Here is a 22,497-nt window from a genome sequence, read left to right as displayed (position 1 = left end):
GGGTCTTTTTCCATGGTTTTAATTTAGGGAATCATAAACGTCAGTATATGACTCTGTAAAGAGGTCATGATTCCTACTAGTATGACCAGGCTGAAACTGTGTTTATCGGTAAAGCGGAATAAATCTGATATGATAAATATAAAATTTAACATTCTTTTTTTATCAGTCATCAGATGACCAGTTAATCAGTTGTACGTTGGCACCCAATATATTAGATAATAAGAAGGGGAGAAACACATGAAGGTTACTCTTTTTGCAACTTGTTTAGTTGACTTATTTCAAAGCAATGTAGGTAAAGCAACAGTAGAATTACTTGAAAGGCTGGGATGTGAAATTCAGTTTCCGGAATCACAGGTCTGCTGTGGACAGCCAGCATATAATAGCGGTTATGTTAAAGAATCAAAGGAAGCTATGAAACGAATGATCGAAACATTTATGGATGCGGAATACGTCGTGTCTCCTTCCGGATCATGCGCATTCATGTTCCATGAATATCCTCATATTTTTAAAGGTGACCCTGTCTGGGAACCAAAAGCAAAAAAACTGGCTGAAAAGACATTTGAGTTAACACAATTTATTGTTGAAGTTTTAAAAATAGAGGATGTCGGTGCTAAATTTGAAGCGAGTGTAACTTACCATAATTCATGTCATATGATGAGATTATTAGGTGTAAAAGAGGCACCTATGATTCTTTTAAAAAATGTTAAGGGGTTAAAGTTTACAGAATTGCCAGGCAAGGAACAATGCTGTGGCTTTGGAGGAACCTTTTCAGTTAAAATGGCGCAAATATCCGAGCAAATGGTCGATGAAAAGGTGCGCCATGTAGAAGAAACCGAGGCTGAGTATTTAATCGGTGCAGATGCAGGCTGTCTTATGAATATTGGCGGCCGAATTGAAAGAAAAGGAAAGCCAATCAAGGTGTTGCATATAGCAGAAGTATTAAATAGCCTGTAAATCAAACGTTTGAGAGAATGTGAATTCAATTGAAGGGTGGAGGAGTATTCAAATGGCAATGAAGATTGGCACGGATCAATTTAAGGAACGTGTTGATAAAGGTATACATAATTCCTTTATGCGTGGTGCGGTGGCTGGTGCACAGGATGGAATGGGTATAAAAAGACGTGTAGCTACTGAAGAACTGGGAAACTGGGAAGATTGGCGTTCACATGGTGAAGAAATCCGACAGCATGTTCTAAAGCATTTAGATTATTATTTAGAACAATTAAGCGAGAATGTCGCAAAACGGGGGGGCCATGTTTTTTTCGCTCTGACAAAAGAAGAGGCCAATGAGTATATTCGCGGCATTGTTCAAAAGAAAAACGCAAAAAAAATCGTTAAATCTAAATCGATGGTCACCGAAGAAATTAGTTTAAATGCAGTACTGGAGCAAGAGGGATGTGAGGTTATTGAAACGGACCTTGGGGAATACATTCTTCAAGTCGATGATCATGACCCGCCATCCCATATTGTGGTTCCAGCGCTGCATAAAAATAAAGAGCAAATTCGCGATGTGTTTAAAGAAAAATTAGGTTATACAAAAACATCGAAGCCAGAAGAGCTGGCCGCACATGCACGTGAGATGCTTCGTAAGGAATACTTGGCAGCCGATATCGGAATAACGGGCTGTAACTTTGCTGTTGCTGAAACGGGTTCTTTTAGTTTAGTAACAAATGAAGGGAATGCTGATTTAGTAACAGCATTACCGAAAACGCAGATTACTGTCATGGGAATGGAAAGAATTGTTCCTACATTTGAAGAAATGGAGGTTCTCATCAGCCTCTTAACAAGAAGCGCAGTAGGCCAAAAATTGACGAGCTATATTACGGTTTTAACAGGACCAAGAGAGGAATTAGACGTTGATGGTCCGGAGGAATTTCACCTCGTCATCGTCGATAATGGCCGTTCCAATATTTTAGGTGGAGAATTCCAGGAAGTCTTGCAATGTATCCGCTGTGCCGCGTGTATTAATGTCTGCCCAGTTTATCGTCATGTAGGGGGCCATTCATATGGTTCCATTTATTCCGGTCCGATTGGAGCTGTTTTATCTCCATTGCTTGGAGGATATGACGAATATAAAGAATTACCTTATGCCTCCACACTTTGTGGGGCTTGTACGGAGGTTTGTCCTGTAAAAATACCTTTACACAATTTTCTTCATAAACACAGGGAAATCATAGTTGAAAAAGAAGGGAAAGCTCCAATATCTGAAAAGCTTGCGATGAAAGCATTTGGTTTAGGAGCATCCTCTCCGACATTGTATAAGCTAGGAACTAAAATGGCACCGGCAGCCATGAATCCGTTCACCGTAGGGGATAAAATCTCAAAAGGTCCCGGTCCCCTCAAGGCATGGACGGAAATTCGAGAATTTCCGGCTCCAAATAAAGAAAGATTTAGAGATTGGTTTAAAAATCGCGATAAGGGTGGTAAGTGAAATGTCATGCATGATACAAAATCGGGAGAAATTTTTAAATCAAATTGCCAGCCGACTAGACCGTCCGCGAATTACTGGTTTGATAGAAAGGCCCAAATGGGCATTCCAGCCGCAGCAGGAGGTTTTAAAGGATGCGTCACAGGATGAATTGTTAGAAGTCTTGAGAGAGCAGTGTAAAAAAATTCATACGAAGCTATACACAACTAACCTAGAGGAATTACCTGCAACTCTTGATGAAGTTGTAACCTCCTATGGCGGGGGACCGATTGTGGCTTGGAAAGACGCTCGTTTTTCTAAGTGGGGGCTAGATCAACTGATGAAAACAGACTGGCCTAAACAGTACATTGATGTATACGAATGGGATTATAAAAATGGGGAAGAAAACATCACCAAAGCGGAACAGGCGAATGTGGGTATTACTATCAGTGAAATAACATTAGCCGAATCTGGAACGGTTGTTTTGTTCAGTGATGAGAATAAAGGAAGAACGATCAGTTTTTTACCGGCGACCTATATTGCCTTAATTCCGAAAAGCAGTTTAGTTCCGCGTATCACCCAAGCAGCACAAAAGATGCGTGAAATTCATCAGAAAACTGGACATGTGGCATCATGCATCAATTTTATAACTGGACCAAGTAATTCAGCAGATATTGAGTTAAATCTTGTCGTAGGAGTACATGGTCCCATTAAAGCATCTTATATTGTCATTAATGATTTATAAATTAAAAAAAGGACTGCCTTTACATTCTAAAGGCAGTCTTTTTTGGGAATGAAGAACTGTTATAATACAAAAATACCCCTGTTTTATAAAAAGGTAAACCTTTTAAAGTCATACGTATTAACGGTTTGTGTGAAATGAATAAATGTGTTATAAAATTTTTTCTCCTATGTTTGACTTTTGTCACAGCTAAAAAATAAGTGATGCTCTACAATAACTTTTGGGGAAGTTAATTTTTTATGTCTTTTTCTTGTTAAATTTTTGAACGAAAAAATTGTCTAGCTGCAGCGCCTAGGGGCTCGGGGTCATAAGCCAATCCGACGAGAAGGTTAAAGAACAACCTTCCCGCCGGCTTGTCTTATGCCTGTCGCCCCTGGACAAGGCGCTTCCGCATTTCTAAGATGGGAGGGACATTATGTCTATTTTACCAAAGAAAAATGAATTAGGATTTTTTGAAATTCGTCTTGAATCAATCGGCGGGCTGGGTGCAAACCTAGCTGGAAAAATGTTAGCGGAAGCTGGCGTTTTAAGTCTTGGCTTAAAAGGTTCCAATTTTTCATCATATGGATCTGAAAAGAAGGGGTCCCCGGTTAAGAGTTTTATCCGTTTTTGTGATCCCGATGTTGAAATTAGAGATCATAGCCCAATCGAACAGCCTCATGTCGTTGGTGTTTTCCATGAAGCTTTATATAGAACGATTAATGTTGTCAGCGGATTGAATGCTGATGGAATTGTTTTAGTAAACACAGCAAGAGAATTTGATGATGTTAAAACGGATTTACAGCTAGAATATGGCACACTTGCCATTGTAGATGCTTTATCTATTGCTGTAGAGGAAAAAACAAAGGTCAATACAGCGATGCTAGGTGCATTATATCATATTTGCGATTTTCTTGATCCTGATTCAATGAGAGATGTGATTCGGAAAACATTTACTAAGAAATATCCTCATCTAGTTGAACCCAATATTCGAACATTTGACCGTGGCTATACTGAAGTTCAATTTAAAAAATATGAAGTGCCGGAAGGAGCTGAAGGCAAGGCCTTCACACGTCCGCTTCCACAGCTTGGCTACATGACTCAGGAAATTGGCGGGGTTATGGTTGCGCAAGCAAATAGTATATTTAAAGATTTATGCGGTTCACGCCAAGGATTTCTTCCAGAGTTCCAACAAGAAAAATGCATTCATTGTGCTGCCTGTGATAATGTTTGTCCTGATTTTTGTTTTGTCTGGGAGGAAGGAGAAGATAAGCGCGGCAGAAAGCAAATGTTTCTTAAAGGAATTGACTATCAATATTGTAAAGGCTGCTTAAAATGTGTGGAAGCATGTCCAACAGATGCCCTTGGTGACCTTCGTGAAATGCTTGGATATGCAGACGAAAACCACGTAAAGCAAAACTTTCCTTATATTGCAGGGGGGATTCTCTAATGGCCATTTTAGAAGATAAGTTAACTACACAAGGGACCGCAGAACAGATTTCTACATTTGAGTCGGGTAATGAAATGGCTGCCATGGCGGCAGCGCAAATTAATTATCATATTATGGGATACTTCCCAATTACCCCTTCAACAGAGGTCGCCCAATTCTTAGACCAGATGAAAACACGTGGCGAGCATGATATTAAGCTGATTCCTGCTGATGGAGAACATGGTTCTGCTGGAATTTGTTACGGTGCTGCTGCGACAGGAGCCCGAGTTATTAATGCAACAAGTGCCAATGGCTTTTTATACATGCTTGAACAAATGCCGGTCCAATCAGGTACTCGTTTCCCTATGGTTATGAATTTAGTTACTCGTGCAGTCAGCGGGCCGCTTGATATTCGCGGTGATCATTCCGATCTTTATTATGCATTGAATACTGGCTGGGTGATCTTAACGGCTAAAACGCCGCAAGCCGTTTATGATATGAATATTATGGCAATAAAGATTGCCGAACACTCAAAAGTGCGTCTACCCGTTATTGTAGCTTATGACGGATTCTTTACATCCCACCAAAAACGCAGAGTTGAATTCTTTAAGGATCGTCGTGTTGTGCAGCAATTTGTTGGCGAATGTCCAACTGATTACAATTTTGTCAGGGATCTAAGCAAGCCAGTAACAATTGGGGCACATATGAGCGGTGATGATTTCATCAACAATCACTTCCAGCAATCTGAAGCCATATACAATGCTGGAGAGGTATTTAAAGAAGTGGCTGCTGAATATGCGAAACTTTCAGGCAGAGAATATCCTGTACTGGATTTATATAAAATGGAAGATGCAGAAGTGGCATTATTCCTATTAAACTCCGCTGCAGAGTCAGCCAAGGATGTTGTCGATCAACTTCGAGAAAAAGGAATCAAGGCTGGTGTCATCAGCCTGAATATAATCCGTCCATTCCCTGCGAAGGAGATACGCGAAGCCCTTAAGAATGTAAAAACATTATTAGTGGGTGAACGAGCTGATTCATACGGCGCATATGGGCCAAACTTAACACATGAAGTGAAATCAGCGCTTCAAGATGACAAGAATAATAAAACAATCGTTTTAAGTCGTGTTTTCGGTCTAGGCGGTAAGGATTTCTATGCAAGTGATGCCCAGGCTTTATTTGATATGGCGATCGACGCGATGGAAAAAGGATATGCTGAAAAACCGTTTGATTACTATGGCCATATTCCAGGCAGCCCTGAAAAAATTCTTAAGCCTGTCATTTTGCCTCAGCATGGAGATGTATTTAAAACAGGTTTAATCGATGTCAAAATGGATGAAGAGACCAATAAATTAAAGGTGAAAATCCCTCCACTAAGGGCTCTTACCGGAAAGCCAAAACGGATTGCATCTGGTCACGGGGCATGTCCAGGCTGCGGAATCTTTGCTGGATTAGAACTTTTCTTTAAAGGAATTGAGGGCGATATTGTTACTCTATTCCAAACGGGCTGTGCTTATGTAACGACAACGGGTTATCCAAGCACATCACATAAGCAAACGATGATACACAATCTTTTCCAAAACGGTGCAGCAACTCTATCAGGTACGCTAGAAGCGTTCATGGAATTAAAACGACGCGGGGAAATTAATGTATCAGACGATGCTACCTTTGTCATGATTACGGGTGATGGCGGTATGGACATTGGTATGGGGTCAGCAATTGGTACAGCGCTTCGCGGACATAAACTAATCATGCTTGAGTATGATAATGAAGGGTATATGAATACCGGTTCGCAAATGTCGTATTCCACTCCAATTGGACATATGACTAGTACTTCTGGTGTTGGTAAAGCCCAACGAGGAAAAGCTTTCCATCATAAGGATACCACACAAATCATGGCGGCAACCAACATTCCATATGTGTTTACAGGAACAGAGGCATTCCCGCAGGATTTAGTGAAAAAAGGTACAAAGGCCCAGTGGTATGCTCAAAATGTTGGCACTGTTTACGGAAAAATACTCATCACATGCCCGCTAAACTGGAAATCAGATGACCGCTACGGTACAAAAATTGTTGAAGCAGCGGTTGATTCTTGCTTCTTCCCGCTTTATGAAGTGGAACAAGGAATTACCACGATTACCTACAATCCCGAAGATAAGAACAAACGGATTCCACTTTCTGACTGGTTGAAATACATGGGTAAAACCAAGCATCTTCTTAAAGAAGAAAATAAACCATTATTAGAAGAATTTGAAGCAGAAGTTGAAAAGAGATGGCAGCGCCTGAAAACTAAGAATGATAACCCAATTTTATAATATAAAAGCCACTTTCTAATCAGGAAGTGGTTTATTTGTTTGACAGTATTGAATAAATTCGATATATTTCTAATTAGATAAATGTCGAATCTAAAAAAGGTGTGATCTTTGATGCAGCTAAACCGCTTAGTCGAGTTCTATAAAACGATGGGCGACCCAACAAGGGTTAGAATTGTTTCTCTTTTAGCAAAAGGACCTCTGCACGGTCAGGCCATTGCAGGAAAGCTTGGCTTAACCGCGCCAACAATTACCCATCACTTAAAGAAATTAAGAGAGGTTCATCTGGTTTATGAAAGAAGAGATAAAAATACGATTTACTTATATTTAAATAGTTCTTTAATCAAACAGCAGGCAGAAGTACTCTCGCAGCTATTGGATAAAAGGGGGGAGGAGCTGGAAAATATGGTGGAAGATAGTCTTGAAAGGCAAAAAATAATCGAGAATTTCTATACTAAAGACGGAAAATTAAAAAATATTCCTTCACAGCGGAAAAAGAAATTAATCGTGTTTGAGCATATGGTACAGGGGTTAAAAAAAGGAAAGAAATATGAAGAAAAAGAAATAAATGAGTTTATTAAACAATTTCACGAGGATTATGCCACCATTCGCCGGGAATTTATCATTAATCATTATATGTATCGGGAAAATGGAATATATGAGCTAAATCCTGAAGAAATGTGGGCGAAGCCTGAATGAAAAAGCAATCCGAAGCTTCGGATTGCTTTTTCATTTCTAAAATACCGTTTTAACTACATGGATAAACTCTTGCAGGTTTTGGATTTCGTTTCGAAGTTTAATAAGGGTTTTACCAAGTTCCAATGTCTTTTGTTTTGCCGCTAATCGTATTTCTTTATTTTCAATTGTATCCAAATCGGCAACATGTGCAAGACCGATGGTTCTTCTAATTAATTCACAGCCGGCAAAACCAATAGAGTCTTCGAAAAATTTAGATAAATTATATTTCAAGAATGCCGATGTTTTTGCTTGAGGTTCCTTATTCTCTCGTTCCCACAAATGAGAAAATTGACTTTCAAATACATTCCAGACTGTTTCAATATGTTTGATAAAGATATCACGGTTTTTATCGTTCACAATGACCTGGAAGAGAAGGTTAGCAAATACCTGGCCGATATCAAATCCGGCAGGACCATAGAAGGCAAATTCAGGATCAATAACTTTTGTTTCCCAATCATTAGCAAAAACACTTCCAGTATGGAGGTCGCCATGAAGAAGAACTTCTGCATCGGTTAAAAAGTTTTTTTTCAAAATATTAACATGATGCTTTAATTCCTCATCCTGCCAAAGTTCTTCAACAGCCGGCCTTAAATCAGCTTCAAAATTATTTGTCTCTGCATCATAAAATGGGTCGGTGAAGATTAAATCCTCTGTAATTTTGCACAGTTCAGGATTGATAAACTGCTGTACCCTTTCTTTCTTAACAGCAGGACCTAAACCATAATCTGAGGTAAAAAATAAAGTATTGGCGAGATACTCTCCAAGATGCTGTGATATTAATGGGTAGGTTCTTCCTTTGATAAAGCCTGCTCTCGCAATCAAAAGATGAGATAAATCCTCCATGACTGTTACTGCGAGTATATCATCTGTGTGATAAACCTTGGGTACATAATCAGGAGCAATTTGGCCAAAAATTTTTAAGGCGTCTGCTTCAATCTTGGCTCTTTTTAGGGTTAGAGGCCAGCTTTCCCCAACCACCTTTGCGTAAGGAAGAGCTTGCTTAATAATAATGCTTTTATCATGCTGTTTATCGACAATATGAAAAACAAGGTTTAAGTTGCCATCACCAATTTCCTTACAAGTGAGATCAGTATTATCAGTAACTAGATTTAAGCGTAATGCTAGATCAATGGCAGCGGCTTCGGTTAATGGTTGATAGGTTTGTTGTTTTAATAGACTCATTATTTTATTCTCCTTTTATCGGAGGCTAAGTTGTGGATAGGGGCACAAAAAAGCCTCTTTCTTTTTTGAAAGAGGCTCTGAAGACATTCATGTCTGTCGCACCTCTTATCTTTCAGAAAGACAATCCTTCTGTTGGAATTAGCACCGTGCCTTATTCGGGTTTCCCCCGGCGAAAAATTCGCCCCATTTTACAATGGAATTATGGTCGGTTGCTGGGCTTCAAAGGGCCAAATCCCTCAGCCAGCTCGTGATAAGAGTATCTGATTTTAAAATTTATAATCTGATAAGTACTATAACAGGATAAAAAGATTAGTGTCAATATTTTTTGAAAATTATTTTTATTGTCGTCTGAAAAGTTCAGAATTTTTACTTTACAAGTAAATGTAAAAGTTATATCATTTGTGACTAGAATTTCAACCAAAAATGAAATAGTTAGAGCAGGTGAGAGTATTGAAACAATTTCCGCCATCAAATCTTTTAAACAGTCTGCCAAAACAATTTTTTGCCTCCCTTGTTAAAAAGGTGGGTCAATATCTTGAACAAGGCTATGATGTCATTAATTTAGGACAGGGTAATCCTGACCAGCCAACACCTGGGCATATTGTTGCCAAGCTTCAGGAAGCAGCAGCCAATCCCGTCAACCATAAATATTCGCCCTTTCAAGGACATCAATATTTAAAACAGGCTGCCGCGGAATATTATTTGAGGGAATATGGAGTTACCATTGATCCCAAAAAAGAAGTCGCCATTCTTTTTGGCGGCAAAGCAGGCCTGGTAGAAATACCTCAGTGCTTATTAAACCCTGGTGATACTATTCTGGTTCCAGATCCCGGCTATCCCGATTATTGGTCTGGTGTCGCCCTGGCCCAAGCTGAAATGGCAATAATGCCATTAAGAGAGAAGAATCATTTCTTACCAGATTATCAGGAACTGTCACCGGAAATTTTATCTAAGGCTAAATTAATGTTCCTCAATTATCCTAATAATCCAACAGGAGCAACTGCTACAACCGAATTCTTTGAGGATACAGTCAAGCTTGCTAGTAAAAATGATATTTGCGTTGTCCATGACTTTGCCTACGGGGCAATAGGTTTTGACGGAAAAAAACCAATCAGCTTCCTGCAGGTGGAAGGGGCAAAAGATGTGGGTATCGAAATTTATACACTTTCCAAATCCTATAATATGGCCGGCTGGCGCATAGGATTTGCTGTTGGAAATGAAAGTGTTATTTCGGCAATTGAGCTTTTGCAGGATCATCTTTATGTTAGTTTATTTGGTGCTGTCCAGGAGGCTGCAGCTGAAGCGTTAACTGCCTCACAAGAATGTGTGAAGGAATTAAATCAGCTTTATGAGCGAAGAAGAAATGTCCTAATTGACGGCTTGCGGTCGTTAGGCTGGGATGTTACAGCTCCTAAAGGATCCTTTTTTGCATGGTTAAAGGTCCCCAATGGTCTAACTTCAGAGGAATTTGCTAATATTCTTCTCGAACAAGCACACATCATGGTTGCTCCAGGTATTGGCTTTGGTCAATATGGAGAAGGTTTTGTCCGTGTTGGACTTTTATCTTCTGAGGAGCGGCTAAGGGAAGCTGTCAGAAGAATTAGTTGTTTAGAAATTTTTGAAAAATAGGTTGACATTTTAATTCTTTCTTGGGATAATCCAAACTAAAGTAAACCAATACGAAAATAATGAATACTACGAATCGTTTTCTTATCAAGAGCAGGCGGAGGGACCAGCCCAATGAAGCCCGGCAACCGACTTAAATCATTTTTAAGCACGGTGCTAAATCTTGCAGCGAACAGCTGATAGATGAGAAGATGTTAGTTTGTAACGCTAACCTCTTCTTTTCGAAGAGGTTTTTTTATGTTTTTACGAAAGGAAGTGTAAAAATGTCTGAATTAATCGCTACATATTTACTGCATGATGAAAAAAATCCAGACAAAAAAGCAGAGGAAATTGCCCTGGGACTTACAGTGGGTTCATGGACAAATTTGCCCGAACTCGAACAAAACCAATTACGAAAGCATAAAGGAAGGGTCGTTTCAATCGAGGGAATTCACTCTGAAAGAGAAAATCAATCCTTGATTAGGATTGCCTATCCGACTCTTAATTTTTCAAATGATATACCGGCGATTTTAACAACTGTTTTTGGAAAACTTTCTTTGGATGGGAAAATAAAATTACTTGATTTGGATTTTGACGAAAATTTAAAGAGGTTATTCCCAGGTCCGAAATTTGGGATTGAAGGCATTAGAGGGAAATTAAACGTATATGATAGACCGCTTTTAATGAGCATCTTTAAAGGAGTGCTTGGTAAAAATCTTTCCTTTTTAGCCGAACAGCTAAAGCAGCAGGCACTTGGTGGTGTTGATCTTGTTAAAGATGACGAAATTCTTTTTGAAAATGAACTAACACCATTTGAAAAAAGAATCGCTGCAGGTAAAGAGGTATTAAAAGAGGTTTATGACAAGACGGGTCATAGAACGGTTTACGCTGTTAATTTGACTGGCAGAACTTCTCAGCTAAGGGATAAAGCAAGAAAGGCTGCGGAACTAGGAGCAGACCTTTTACTTTTTAATGTGTTTTCATACGGGCTAGATGTTCTTCAAGAATTAAGAGAGGACGATGAAATTGGTCTTCCGCTTATGGCCCATCCGGCAGTCAGCGGAGCTTTAACATCATCGCTTGAATATGGATTTTCCCATTCCTTGCTGCTTGGTAAGCTGCTAAGGTATGCTGGTGCAGATTTATCATTGTTTCCATCTCCATATGGAACAGTAGCTTTGGAAAAAAACTCTGCGCTCGCGATTGCCAGCGAATTAACGAAGGCGGATACCTTCCTAAAGGCATTCCCGGTTCCTTCCGCTGGAATTCACCCAGGACTCGTTCCACTATTAATTCGGGACTTTGGAATCGATTCAGTCATTAACGCAGGCGGCGGCGTCCATGGACATCCAGATGGTGCCCGTGGCGGCGGTTTAGCATTCCGTCAGGCAATCGAAACAAACCTCCAAGGGAACACGCTAGCCCAAGGCGCTGAACAGTTCCCTGAACTCAAAAAGGCATTGCAGTTATGGGGGAATGCTGAGGTGACAGCATAAATGGCCCGGCCTGTAATTTACTGCGATTTTGATGGGACGATAACGGAAAGTGATAATATCATTGCCATCATGAAAAAATTTGCACCTCCAGGGTGGGAGGAAATTAAAGATCAGATTCTCTCCCGTCAGATTTCAATTAAGAATGGTGTAGGAAAGTTATTTTCTCTGTTACCAAGTAATAGAAAAGATGAAATAACAAAATTTGCGATTGAAAATGCGAAAATTCGTTCAGGTTTCAAAGAGTTTGTTGCGTTTGCACATGAGGAAGGAATTCCCTTTTATATTATAAGCGGTGGAATCGACTTCTTTGTTTATCCAATTCTAGCTGATTATGGGCCATTTGCAGACATTTATTGCAACGAATCTAATTTTTCTGAATCAGGTATTCGGATTCTTTGGCCGCATTCCTGTGATCCTTTATGTAAAAATGATTGCGGCTGCTGTAAACCGAGCATCATTCGCCATTTGAATCATAAAAATAGCTTTAAGATTGTCATTGGAGACTCCGTAACGGATCTTGAAGTTGCAAAGCATGCCGACTTCGTATTGGCAAGAGATTTGTTACAGGAGAAATGCCTGGAGTGGGGGATAAACCACCGGGAATTTCATACATTCTATGATTGTATTGAGGAGATAAAAAAGAGAATTGAGGTGGGTGAACGATCATGCTAAAGGAAAGATGGAATGAATTAGCGGATATAAAGGATGAATTGGCTGAGCGGGATTGGTTTATGGGGACAAGTGGAAACCTGGCAATTAAAGTAAGTGATCACCCGCTTCAATTTTTGGTAACAGCAAGTGGGAAAGATAAGCGCAAGCGAACAGCCGAGGATTTCATTCTCGTTGACGAATTTGGCGATGCTGTAGAAGAAACCCATTTAAAGCCTTCAGCTGAAACCTTGCTTCATGTCGAGATATACCGTAAGACAAATGCAGGCTGCAGTCTGCATGTCCATACGATTGATAATAATGTCATTTCAGAAGTATATGGTGACAATGGCGAAGTAACCTTTAAAGGGCAAGAACTGATAAAGGCATTTGATAAATGGGAAGAGGATGCTGTCCTAAAAATACCGATTATTCGTAATTATGCCCATATCCCAACACTTGCAAATAAATTTTCCGAACATGTTTCGGGCGATACTGGCGCGGTCTTAATCCGAAACCATGGCATAACAGTTTGGGGCAGAAATGCATTTGAAGCAAAAAAAATACTCGAAGCCTCAGAATTCTTGTTTCGCTATCAATTACGCTTGCTAGAACATAAACCAAATCAATTAATTAAAGTCGTTTAATACTCTAAAGGGAGAGATGAAAAATGGCGTATATTACTTTTCAAAACAAACAGGATCAACTTAGGAAACATGAGGAGGTTTCCAGCTTTCTTGCGTCGCAGGAAGTAATTTATGAAAATTGGGATATTAGCAAACTTCCTGCATCACTAGTAGAAAAGTACTTATTAAGTGATGAAGAAAAAGAAGAAATATTAAATACCTTTGCCGGAGAAATTGCTGACATTTCCAAGAGAAGAGGCTATAAAGCACAGGATGTCATCTCCTTATCAGAACATACACCTAATCTGGATGTATTACTGACAAACTTTAAGAACGAGCATCATCATACAGATGATGAGGTTCGTTTTATTGTTAGCGGACATGGTGTGTTTGTCATCCAAGGAAAAGATGGTGAATTTTTTGAGGTCCATTTGAATCCAGGAGACTTGATTTCAGTTCCCGAAAATACAAGACATTATTTTACTTTAGAGGCAGACCGTAAAGTTGTCGCGGTGCGTATCTTTGTGACAACTGAAGGCTGGGTGCCGATTTATGAAAAATTAGAAGTAAATCAATAATAAAAAAAACTGGCTGCAGCGAAAAGCCAGTTTTTTTTTGAAATAAAATAGGAATTTTGTACTAAGAAGTATCTTAATAAAATAATGAAAGCCCTTTCAATATTAAATAAATAGGAAATGTTAATAAAATTTATATTGACTTTTTGGAATAAACTGAATTATTGGACCGACCGTCAATAAAGAAAAATGTCGAAAAAAAGAGAAATCAAACAAGAATCATGTCGAAAAGCAAGATATATAGAATGTTTTGTCTACTTTTGCGAATGTATTTACTTTTATAAAAATTCTTGTCATAATTCTCAAGTAATCTACTTTTTTAGCAGTTTACAGTAAGAATGTAAGAGGCAGGGGGATAACATTGTACAAGTATAGTAATAATCAATCGGACATGATTGAGGAGATCAAAGCAAAAAGGGAATTAATGATAAATAGTGCCAATACACAGGGATTTACTAGTGAAGAAACAATAAAATACAGCCAGGAACTTGATGAATTGATCAATGAGTACCAAAAAATCATGGGAAAAGCTCCAAGGCAAAATGAAGAGGTTAAATTTGCCTTTCAACAAATGATCATGATTTGGCCAAGAGTATTAGTATAAAGAATCTTTATTTTAAAAAATATCAATAATGAATACCATGAGAAGCATCCCCACGATAAAAGCATAAGTTGAAACCCGCTCATTTCCATCTCCATGGCTTTCTGGTATTAATTCTTTATATATAATAAAAAGCATAGCTCCAGCGGCAAATGATAAACCATATGGGACAAGCCCCTTAACAATAGAAGTCAATAAATATCCTAATAAGGAAGTAACAATTTCAATGGCACCTGTTAAGGTTGCTATAATGAAGGCCTTCAGTTTACTAATTCGCTGATTGATTAAAAATAATGCGACAAGGAGGCCTTCGGGCGCATTTTGGGCCCCAATTGCCAATGCAATCAAATTCCCGGTATCTCTTTCCTGAGAGGCGTAGCTTACGCCAACTGATAAACCTTCAGGTATATTATGAAGTGTAATCGCCGAAATGATTAAAAGAGCTTTCTCATCAAATTGAATTCCTTTTTGATTATGCTCCAGATCAATATGTGGAATATTCTTCTCCAATATGGTTAAAGCCGCAACCCCCAAGCAAACTCCAATAAAAAGCTCCAAATAGCCGCCATATTTTAATGCCTCAGGTATAAGGCCAATAGTAGAGGCTGCCATCATTATTCCCGCACTAAAAGCTAGTAAAACATCCTTCCAGCGATGTGTAATGGAATCATGAATAAATAAAATCACCAAGGCCCCAGCCCCGGTGGATAAGGCTGAAAGAACGCTGCCAAAAATAACTTCAAACATAAAACCCTCCTAACAAAATCCCATAAAAAAGAAAACATTTTTTTCTACAATATTAGACAGTTACTGTGATTTTTATCATTGTTTATATCTCAATATTTCTTATAGTTAAATTAGTACTATTTTGTAATAAACACTTACAACATGACTCGCTACATACATTGCTGCATCTATAATTCTTCATCTGCTTTTGTTATGGCTCCTTAGAAAAACTGTCCAAATGTCTTTAACATTTAGTTTAAACAATTACGGAAAAAAAAGAAAACTATCAAACTTGGGTAATATGCTTATATTTCGATACATATATCGTTAATAAAAGCATTTTTAATAACCAAAGAAGGCAAACGCTTTCAACATTCTTAGACTATATGGAGGAGGGAAAGTCCTACATGCACATTGTCGTATGTGTCAAACAAGTACCCGATACAAAAATCATTAAAATTAATCCAAAAACAAACACACTCGACCGGCGCAGTGCCCCGGCAATCTTAAACCCATACGATGCACATGCGGTTCAAGAAGCAGTGAAAATTAAGGAAATAACTGGTGGTTCGATTTCAGTGTTGTCAATGGGGCCGCCTCAAGCAACTGCAGTGATAAAAAAGAGCATTGAAATAGGTGCAGATAGAGGGTATTTAATTACTGACCGTGCCTTTGCAGGAGCAGATACGCTGGCGACCAGTTATGCCTTATCAAAAGCATTAAAAAGAATCAACAAGGATCACCCTGTAAATATGATTATTTGTGGTAAACATGCTATCGATGGTGATACAGGACAAGTTGGGCCCGGGATTGCCAGAAGAATGGATATCCCGCCTGTAACAAATGTAATTGAAGTTACAGAGGTCAATCAGAAGGAAAAAACTGTTTTGATAAAACGGAAACTGACAAACGGTTATGAATTAATTCAGTCGCAGCTTCCTTGCCTGTTAACAGTTGAAAAGGAAATTAATGATATCGAATATTCGCCAATGCCTAACATGATTGAAGCAGCTAGGTATGAGCCAATTATTTGGGCTGTTAATGACCTAGAAAATGTTGACCGGGCACAGCTGGGACTGAAGGGTTCTCCAACAATCGTTGGAAAAATGTTTACACCCCCACGACCTGAAGGTGGAAAAAAACTTGAAGGTTCAACTGATAATCAAGTTAGCCAGCTCATGGAAGTATTAATGGAAAAAAAAGACCTGTTTACATTACAACCATCTAAATAACAAAGACGAAATCTTTTTGCCGCAGGGAGGGGTTTTCATGAATCTGGACGATTATCGTGGTGTCTGGGTATTTATTGAACAAAATGACGAAAAAATTGAAGGTGTATCACTTGAACTGCTTGGTGCCGGGCGAAAGCTTGCTGATAAATTGCAAGTTCCATTGGCGGGATTCCTGCTTGGCCATGAAGTTAAGCCTTTAGCGAAGGAGGTTATAGCTTACGGTGCAGACATCGTTTATCTTATTGAGCATGCAGTCTTAAAACATTACCGAACAGAGTCATATATGAAAGGTGTTATGCATTTAGCTAAAAAATATAAGCCTGAAATCATTCTTTATGGCGCGACACCAAACGGTAAAGACTTAGCAAGTGCGGTTGCAACTGACTTAAGCACCGGCTTAACAGCAGATACTACCATGCTGGATGTGGATATTGACAGCAGATTACTAGAAGCAAGCCGGCCAGCGTTTGGCGGTAATATTATGGCAACCATTCTTTGTAAAAAGCATCGCCCACAAATGGCAACAGTGAGGCCTAAGGTCATGAAGGCATTAGAGCCAGATGCAATCAGACTTGGTAAAATTATCGAAGAGAAAATTTCCGTCGAAGAAGAAGACATTAGGACAAAAGTCCTTCAAATTGTGAATGATGTAACAAAAAAGGCAAATTTAGCCGATGCGCATGTTATCGTTTGCGGCGGAAAAGGAATGGGGGATTTGCAAAATTACCAGCTCATTCATGAATTAGCTGACACGATAGGTGCAAGTGTTGGCGGTACACGTGACGTGGTTGAAGCCGGATGGCTAAGGCACGAACAGCAGGTTGGTCAAACAGGGGAAACGGTTACACCGAAAATTTATTTTGCAATCGGAATATCAGGGGCCATTCAGCATGTGGTTGGTATGAAAAATTCTGAGTTTATCATCGCTATCAATAAGGATCCGAATGCACCGATATTTGATGTCGCAACCTATGGGATTGTTGGGGACGCAATGGAAATTGTCCCTAAACTAATCGCACAATTTAAGAAGCTTAAAGCTGAAAAAGGCGGTGAAATGATCTATGTCTGAAAAATTTGATGTTATCGTTGTCGGAGCAGGTCCAGCAGGTACTTCTTGCGCCTATACTTGTGCAAAAAGCGGCTTAAATGTTTTGCTAATTGAAAGAGGGGAATACCCAGGAGCTAAAAACGTCATGGGCGGAGTATTATATCGTAAGCAAATGGAAGAGCTCATCCCTGAATTTTGGAAGGAAGCACCACTTGAAAGGCCTGTAATTGAACAGCGCTTTTGGATGATGGATAAGGAATCTGTTGTTTCCTTCGGCTATAAAGGTCTTGAATGGGCAGTAGAGCCATATAACAACTTTACCGTACTTCGAGCCCAATTTGACCAATGGTTTGCTGGAAAGGCAGTAGAAGCAGGTGCACTGCTTATCAACGAAACCGTTGTAACCGAATGTATTGTTGAAAATGGGAAGGTGATCGGAGTTCGCACCGACCGTCCGAACGGAGAGGTCTACGCAGATGTCGTTGTACTTGCGGATGGTGTAAACTCGCTGTTATCCAAACAGTTGGGGTTCCATAAAGAGTTCCGTCCTGATGAAGTAGCTTTAACAGTCATGGAAGTTATTAATCTGCCAAAAGAAAAAATTAATGACCGTTTTAATTTAGAAGATAATCAAGGCTGTACGATTGAAATATTTGGTGACTCCACTAAGGGGAACCTAGGAACTGCATTCCTTTATACCAATAAGGAGAGCTTAAATATTGGAGTAGGTACGACCCTCTCAAGTATGATTAATGCGAAAATGAAGCCATATGAGCTGCTTGATTACCTTAAAAATCATCCAATGGTGAAACCATTGATTAGCGGTGGTGAATCAGCAGAATATCTTGCACATCTTATTCCTGAGGGTGGCTATCGTTCTGTACCAAAGGTGGCAGGTAATGGTGTTATAGTTATAGGGGATGCAGCACAGCTTGTTAATGCCATCCATCGTGAAGGTTCGAACATGGCGATGCATTCAGGATTACTAGCAGCTGAATCCATTATCGAGGCTAAACATCGGGGAGACTATTCTGAAGCCAGTTTAAATCTTTATCGTGAAAAGCTTTATGATAGTTTTATCATTAAAGATTTAGAGAAATACAAAGACGCTGCCCACACATTTGAAAAATATCCACAATACTTTAAAGAGTATGTACCAATGATGAACAAAGCAATGAGCAAATTCTTTACCGTAGATGGAACACCAAAACGCGATAAACAGAAACAAATCATGAAGAGTGTGACATCAGAAAGAGGAACGCTTCGGGTAATTCAAGATATTTATCGAGCATGGAAGGCTGTGAAATAATGTCAACTAAAAATATCGAAGAAAAACAGTATCTTCTCCGTTTTAAGTGTGACACGAAATCTCATTTGACCGTACTTGATCATGATATTTGCATGACGAAATGTCCGGATAAACTATGTACCGTCTTTTGCCCGGCAGAGGTATATAAATGGGAAGGGACCAGGATGCAGGTGGGCTATGAAGGCTGCCATGAGTGCGGAAGTTGCCGTATCGGCTGTCCATACCAGAACATTAAATGGGAATATCCGAAGGGCGGACACGGTATTGTCTTCCGTTTAGCCTAATAAAAAAGTGCTGTATGCAATCATTGCAAACAGCACTTTTTTATTTTGAAAGGCTATTTTCACAAAGAGTGTTGTTTGAATAGGTTCATCACCCCGTATAACATGATTCTTCGTGGCATCTTTTCGTAAGAACATTTGCGAAAATTGCCTGGGAACATTGTAAACGACTCTTAATAAATCCCAAGAGCAACAAAGTTTACGAAAAGAGCCTTTTGAAAAGCTTTAGAAAAACACTATATGTATGTTATTTCACAAGTAGGGATAAAAAGAAGGTGAAGCTGAGGAAAAATTTTTATGAGGATTAGCTGATTTTCTCTAGTTTCGTGGAGGAGGTAAGTTCATCTCTTTTGCTCGAACTTACGAGTGAGCTGGCAAAAGCTATTGCAGAGTCGATGGACTCCATGTTTGCAGAACAATAATAAGGCGTTTTCCAATTGAAATCCCCTTCGCAGTCAGCTGGATAAACACTTACTTTCCAATGATAATATATCTTTTCCTGTGCCAGCTGCACTCCTTCTACGGCAATAAGCCAGTGAGTTGGGGGAGAAACAGGGCAATGTGCTTCCGTATCCTTTAGGAAGTTAAGGTCATTCAAACCAATCGGGATTAATGCCTTTTCGTAAAAATCGTGATAATTTGGCGTTTTCATGGGATTTTGCCCTCCTTTATCTGTCTTAACTATATTATATGAAACTATTAACGTTTTTTGATTGATAAATGTTAAAATTTTTAAAAAATATAAAGCGTTTTCATAAAATCGACAAATAAACGACGGACCAACTTGAAAAAATTATTAGATGTGACCCCAGTCACTACATAAAGGGTTATTTCTTTTTATACTTAAGGCAATAAAAAAGTTAGAGGTGAAAGAAATTATGAGTGGATGTATGAGTGCTTTCGGAGGAATGCCGCATGCTGAATTAAGTGAAGGACTTAAACAATTAAAGGGTGAGCATCCCCCATTATTAGCACAATTAGAGGAATTATATACCTTAACGCAAAAAATTGATCAAGAAATAGAGCTTGAAATGAATTTTAATGAATTAATAACGAAAGTAAATGAATTTAATGCAGCACTAGATCCTCATTCAGAAAGGGAAGAAGGGGTTCTTTTCCCGATGATGGGTGCTTATATAGGTACGACATCCGGTCCAATTGCGGTAATGGAATATGAGCATGATCAGGCGAAAGCAAATATTAAAGCATTTCTTGAAAAATCGTTTAACGTGCCGTCAACATTTTCTGAAATGAAAACATTGGCCGAACTAATACAAAACGCATACTTCATTTTAACAGAACATTTTGCGAAAGAGGAAAATGTACTCTTCCCAATGGCTGAGAGAATGCTTTCTGATGAAGAAAAATTAGAATTTTTCCATAAAATCCAAGAAATTTACTAATAGGAAAAATAAGACAAAAAAACGAGACGGATTAGTCTCGTTTTTCTTTTGCTATTGGCAATGTTATTTTAACCGTAGTGCCTATTTTTTCTGTGCTGGTTATCTCGATCGTGCCACCGAAAGAGTTAATGATTCGTTTGCAGATAACGAGGCCAAGACCAGTCCCCGTTTCTTTGGAAGTATAAAACGGACGAAATATTTTTTCTAATTCAGCCTTCGGAATTCCCTTACCATTATCAATGATCTCAATTTTGCAAACATCTGCCAAGGTGTGTAGGATAATTTCAAGCGTCCCAGTGCTTTCAAAAGATTCTAAGGCATTTTTAATAATATTTAAGATTACCTGTTTAATTTGGTCTTTTCCACAATTTACAATCACTGGCTGCAATGAAATATGCCATACACACTCTACATTATGAGAATTTGCTTCAGATACTATTAATGGACTCAGTTCATGAAGAATTTCATTTATATTTACATTATCTGTAAGCTGTGCCGTTGGCTTACCTAAGATTAAAAACTCGCTGACGATTTCATTAATTCGTTTGAGCTCAGAGTTAATCACATCAAAATAATAGTGGTCATCAGGTTCCGTATATTTTTCGCTGAGCAGTTGTATTAGCCCTTTAACTCCTGTAAGCGGATTCCGGATTTCATGTGCAGTACTAGCAGCCAATGTACCCACTAATTCAAGCTTCTGAAGCTCATTTTGTTTTCTTTCTCTACCGGTATGAATTCGTAACAAAATATATTTGATTAGTATGAAGAGAATATGTGTGATGATAAGAATGAAAAATAAATTTTCACCCATTTCATTGACAATTTGTTTTCCATCTCTGTCGGCCATTTTCACTTTTATGCTCCAAGGCAAACGATCCATTGGTGTAGTGACCCAGTTTGTTTCATCAATCATATCTTTTCGCTTCACATTAATTTCAAGAAGGGGATTTTCGGCACCATTTACAACATAAAGTTTGGTATCCGGAGTAAGAACCTTCATCAGGTTCCTCATATAATCAATCCTAAGGTCAGCAACAAGAATGGCCTTTAAATTGTGATCTTCATCAAGAACTGGTGTTGCCAGCCCAATAACTCTTTGGTTATTTTTAAGGATTTCCTCATGTTCAGAAATAACAATATCCTTCGTTTTGATTACTTCTTGGATAAAGTGTAATTTGGAAAAATCAGCTTCATTTCTCAATGGAACCGTACCTGATAAGATTTTTCCAGTCGTATCAAGTAAGTAGAGTCCACCATACCTTGGATCGTTTTGGTTCACTTTATTGAGGAGCGGTTCCATTTTCTGTGGTGTGAGCAGACTATCCTCAGCCGAAAGCGACAATATGTTTAAGCTAGTCACGGTTTCGCTAATGAATTGGTCCCAATTTTTCTGGTAAATAGAGGCAATCCAACTAGCATCCTCTTTTCTGCTGCTATCAATTTCTTTTAATATATCATTATAAAAATATATACATAAAAGAAAAACTGGTATAACCACAACGATTAAATAAGTAAGTAAATTGCTTTTGCGAATTTTCATGAATGTACCTCAATTAATTCAGTTATCTTTCTTAACGAAATCATTATACCATTAAAAGGGAATTTGACAGTACCTCAAAAATTTTTTATAATAATTTTGAAATCGAGATAATTTAAAAGGATGAGTTTCTATGGAAAACAATTCAGTTTCTACTTCATTAAAATTATTTATTGTTCTTTCAAGAGCCTATAAAGCTATAAATGAGCATGTTAATAAGGTTATACATGCCAACGGTTTAAATCCAACAGAATTTGCTGTTTTAGAGCTTCTTTATCATAAAGGCGATCAGCCTATGCAGCAAATTGGCGGGAAAATTCTGCTTGCCAGCGGAAGCATTACCTATGTAGTGGATAAACTTGAACAAAAAGGATTGCTGAAAAGAATTGCTTGTCCAAAGGACAGACGTGTCACGTATGCACAAATTACAGATGAAGGGAAAAAATTCATTCAAGATATTTTTCCTGAGCATGCACAGCAAATTGATAAGCTTATGTCCAGTCTTTCTGGTGAAGAAAAGCTTCAAGCAATTGAACTCTTGAAAAAATTAGGAATTCCTGCAGGGAAATTTTAATACGGCTAAGGCCGTATTTTTTTTATATAAAGGAATATTATTGAATA

General features: G+C 38.6%; 22 protein-coding genes and 2 riboswitches. Of the genes, 18 read left to right on the top strand and 4 right to left on the bottom strand.

What is annotated here, in order from left to right:
- The first annotated feature begins 237 nt into the window (after nucleotides 1–237).
- The 6 genes from V7161_RS19495 (at nucleotide 238) to V7161_RS19470 (ending at nucleotide 7,568) form a co-directional block, all read left to right on the top strand.
- The gene (locus V7161_RS19495; RefSeq protein WP_335714572.1) at nucleotides 238–954 is read left to right on the top strand and encodes a (Fe-S)-binding protein; all 717 of its coding nucleotides are present in this window, start codon (nucleotides 238–240) and stop codon (nucleotides 952–954) included.
- 52 nt (nucleotides 955–1,006) lie between these two features.
- A complete protein-coding gene (locus tag V7161_RS19490) occupies nucleotides 1,007–2,431 on the top strand; it encodes a LutB/LldF family L-lactate oxidation iron-sulfur protein (protein WP_335714571.1) in 1,425 nt (474 codons plus the stop codon).
- Between the two features lies 1 nt (nucleotide 2,432).
- Complete coding sequence (locus V7161_RS19485) at nucleotides 2,433–3,152, top strand: LutC/YkgG family protein (protein WP_335714570.1); 720 nt, start codon at nucleotides 2,433–2,435, stop codon at nucleotides 3,150–3,152.
- A gap of 412 nt (nucleotides 3,153–3,564) precedes the next feature.
- Nucleotides 3,565–4,578 carry a 2-oxoacid:acceptor oxidoreductase family protein gene (locus V7161_RS19480; protein ID WP_335714569.1) on the top strand — a complete coding sequence of 338 codons (1,014 nt, stop codon included), beginning with the start codon at nucleotides 3,565–3,567 and terminating at the stop codon, nucleotides 4,576–4,578.
- Nucleotides 4,578–6,872 (top strand): transketolase C-terminal domain-containing protein, encoded by a 2,295-nt coding sequence (locus V7161_RS19475; RefSeq protein ID WP_335714568.1) that lies wholly within the window; start codon nucleotides 4,578–4,580, stop codon nucleotides 6,870–6,872. Before V7161_RS19480 ends, V7161_RS19475 begins: the two co-directional genes overlap by 1 nt.
- Before the next feature lie 111 nt (nucleotides 6,873–6,983).
- Complete coding sequence (locus tag V7161_RS19470; protein WP_335714567.1) at nucleotides 6,984–7,568, top strand: metalloregulator ArsR/SmtB family transcription factor; 585 nt, start codon at nucleotides 6,984–6,986, stop codon at nucleotides 7,566–7,568.
- Nucleotides 7,569–7,604: 36 nt separating this feature from the next.
- On the opposite strand, the gene mtnK is transcribed toward V7161_RS19470, so the two are convergent.
- The gene (gene mtnK, locus V7161_RS19465) at nucleotides 7,605–8,789 is read right to left on the bottom strand and encodes an S-methyl-5-thioribose kinase (RefSeq protein WP_335714566.1); all 1,185 of its coding nucleotides are present in this window, start codon (nucleotides 8,787–8,789) and stop codon (nucleotides 7,605–7,607) included.
- 102 nt (nucleotides 8,790–8,891) lie between these two features.
- A riboswitch (SAM riboswitch) is annotated at nucleotides 8,892–9,046 on the bottom strand.
- Between the two features lie 193 nt (nucleotides 9,047–9,239).
- Between mtnK and V7161_RS19460 the strand changes: the two genes are divergently transcribed.
- From V7161_RS19460 to V7161_RS19435, 6 genes are all read left to right on the top strand, one after another.
- Complete coding sequence (locus tag V7161_RS19460) at nucleotides 9,240–10,418, top strand: pyridoxal phosphate-dependent aminotransferase (RefSeq protein ID WP_335714565.1); 1,179 nt, start codon at nucleotides 9,240–9,242, stop codon at nucleotides 10,416–10,418.
- Between the two features lie 78 nt (nucleotides 10,419–10,496).
- A riboswitch (SAM riboswitch) is annotated at nucleotides 10,497–10,605 on the top strand.
- A 73-nt stretch (nucleotides 10,606–10,678) separates the two neighbouring features.
- A complete protein-coding gene (gene mtnW, locus V7161_RS19455; protein ID WP_335714564.1) occupies nucleotides 10,679–11,890 on the top strand; it encodes a 2,3-diketo-5-methylthiopentyl-1-phosphate enolase in 1,212 nt (403 codons plus the stop codon).
- Nucleotides 11,891–12,562 (top strand): 2-hydroxy-3-keto-5-methylthiopentenyl-1-phosphate phosphatase, encoded by a 672-nt coding sequence (locus tag V7161_RS19450; RefSeq protein WP_335714563.1) that lies wholly within the window; start codon nucleotides 11,891–11,893, stop codon nucleotides 12,560–12,562.
- Entirely contained in the window at nucleotides 12,556–13,185 is a 630-nt protein-coding gene (locus V7161_RS19445; protein WP_335714562.1) for a methylthioribulose 1-phosphate dehydratase, read from the top strand. Before V7161_RS19450 ends, V7161_RS19445 begins: the two co-directional genes overlap by 7 nt.
- 23 nt (nucleotides 13,186–13,208) lie before the next feature.
- A complete protein-coding gene (locus tag V7161_RS19440) occupies nucleotides 13,209–13,742 on the top strand; it encodes a 1,2-dihydroxy-3-keto-5-methylthiopentene dioxygenase (RefSeq protein WP_335714561.1) in 534 nt (177 codons plus the stop codon).
- A 358-nt stretch (nucleotides 13,743–14,100) separates the two neighbouring features.
- On the top strand, nucleotides 14,101–14,343 hold the full coding sequence (locus V7161_RS19435; protein ID WP_335714560.1) for an aspartyl-phosphate phosphatase Spo0E family protein: 243 nt from the start codon (nucleotides 14,101–14,103) through the stop codon (nucleotides 14,341–14,343).
- A 12-nt stretch (nucleotides 14,344–14,355) separates the two neighbouring features.
- Here the strand turns inward: V7161_RS19435 and V7161_RS19430 are convergent, their stop codons facing one another.
- Entirely contained in the window at nucleotides 14,356–15,087 is a 732-nt protein-coding gene (locus V7161_RS19430; protein ID WP_335714559.1) for a ZIP family metal transporter, read from the bottom strand.
- 386 nt (nucleotides 15,088–15,473) lie between these two features.
- Between V7161_RS19430 and V7161_RS19425 the strand changes: the two genes are divergently transcribed.
- Genes V7161_RS19425 through V7161_RS19410 form a run of 4 tightly spaced genes read left to right on the top strand, consistent with a single transcriptional unit; the run spans nucleotide 15,474 to nucleotide 18,939 of the window.
- A complete protein-coding gene (locus V7161_RS19425) occupies nucleotides 15,474–16,298 on the top strand; it encodes an electron transfer flavoprotein subunit beta/FixA family protein (RefSeq protein ID WP_335714558.1) in 825 nt (274 codons plus the stop codon).
- A gap of 37 nt (nucleotides 16,299–16,335) precedes the next feature.
- Nucleotides 16,336–17,367 (top strand): electron transfer flavoprotein subunit alpha/FixB family protein, encoded by a 1,032-nt coding sequence (locus tag V7161_RS19420; RefSeq protein WP_335714557.1) that lies wholly within the window; start codon nucleotides 16,336–16,338, stop codon nucleotides 17,365–17,367.
- Nucleotides 17,360–18,655, top strand: coding sequence for an FAD-dependent oxidoreductase (locus tag V7161_RS19415; protein ID WP_263297903.1), 1,296 nt, complete (start codon nucleotides 17,360–17,362; stop codon nucleotides 18,653–18,655). The genes V7161_RS19420 and V7161_RS19415 overlap by 8 nt, the downstream gene beginning before the upstream one ends.
- Nucleotides 18,655–18,939 carry a ferredoxin family protein gene (locus tag V7161_RS19410; RefSeq protein ID WP_289982527.1) on the top strand — a complete coding sequence of 95 codons (285 nt, stop codon included), beginning with the start codon at nucleotides 18,655–18,657 and terminating at the stop codon, nucleotides 18,937–18,939. Before V7161_RS19415 ends, V7161_RS19410 begins: the two co-directional genes overlap by 1 nt.
- 301 nt (nucleotides 18,940–19,240) lie before the next feature.
- Here the strand turns inward: V7161_RS19410 and V7161_RS19405 are convergent, their stop codons facing one another.
- Complete coding sequence (locus V7161_RS19405; RefSeq protein ID WP_335714556.1) at nucleotides 19,241–19,588, bottom strand: hypothetical protein; 348 nt, start codon at nucleotides 19,586–19,588, stop codon at nucleotides 19,241–19,243.
- A gap of 226 nt (nucleotides 19,589–19,814) precedes the next feature.
- Between V7161_RS19405 and V7161_RS19400 the strand changes: the two genes are divergently transcribed.
- Nucleotides 19,815–20,339, top strand: a complete 525-nt coding sequence (locus V7161_RS19400) for a hemerythrin domain-containing protein (protein ID WP_335714555.1) — start codon at nucleotides 19,815–19,817, stop codon at nucleotides 20,337–20,339.
- 31 nt (nucleotides 20,340–20,370) lie between these two features.
- Here the strand turns inward: V7161_RS19400 and V7161_RS19395 are convergent, their stop codons facing one another.
- Nucleotides 20,371–21,879 carry an ATP-binding protein gene (locus V7161_RS19395; RefSeq protein ID WP_335714554.1) on the bottom strand — a complete coding sequence of 503 codons (1,509 nt, stop codon included), beginning with the start codon at nucleotides 21,877–21,879 and terminating at the stop codon, nucleotides 20,371–20,373.
- 130 nt (nucleotides 21,880–22,009) lie between these two features.
- Between V7161_RS19395 and V7161_RS19390 the strand changes: the two genes are divergently transcribed.
- Complete coding sequence (locus V7161_RS19390) at nucleotides 22,010–22,450, top strand: MarR family winged helix-turn-helix transcriptional regulator (RefSeq protein ID WP_335714553.1); 441 nt, start codon at nucleotides 22,010–22,012, stop codon at nucleotides 22,448–22,450.
- The last annotated feature ends 47 nt before the right edge of the window (nucleotides 22,451–22,497 follow it).

Origin of the sequence: Neobacillus drentensis, from assembly GCF_036965425.1 — a bacterium.
GTDB classification, from domain to species: Bacteria; Bacillota; Bacilli; order Bacillales; family Cytobacillaceae; genus Neobacillus; species Neobacillus drentensis_F.
Note: the sequence above shows the minus strand (reverse complement) of the source record. Positions and strands in the feature narration are given on the sequence as shown.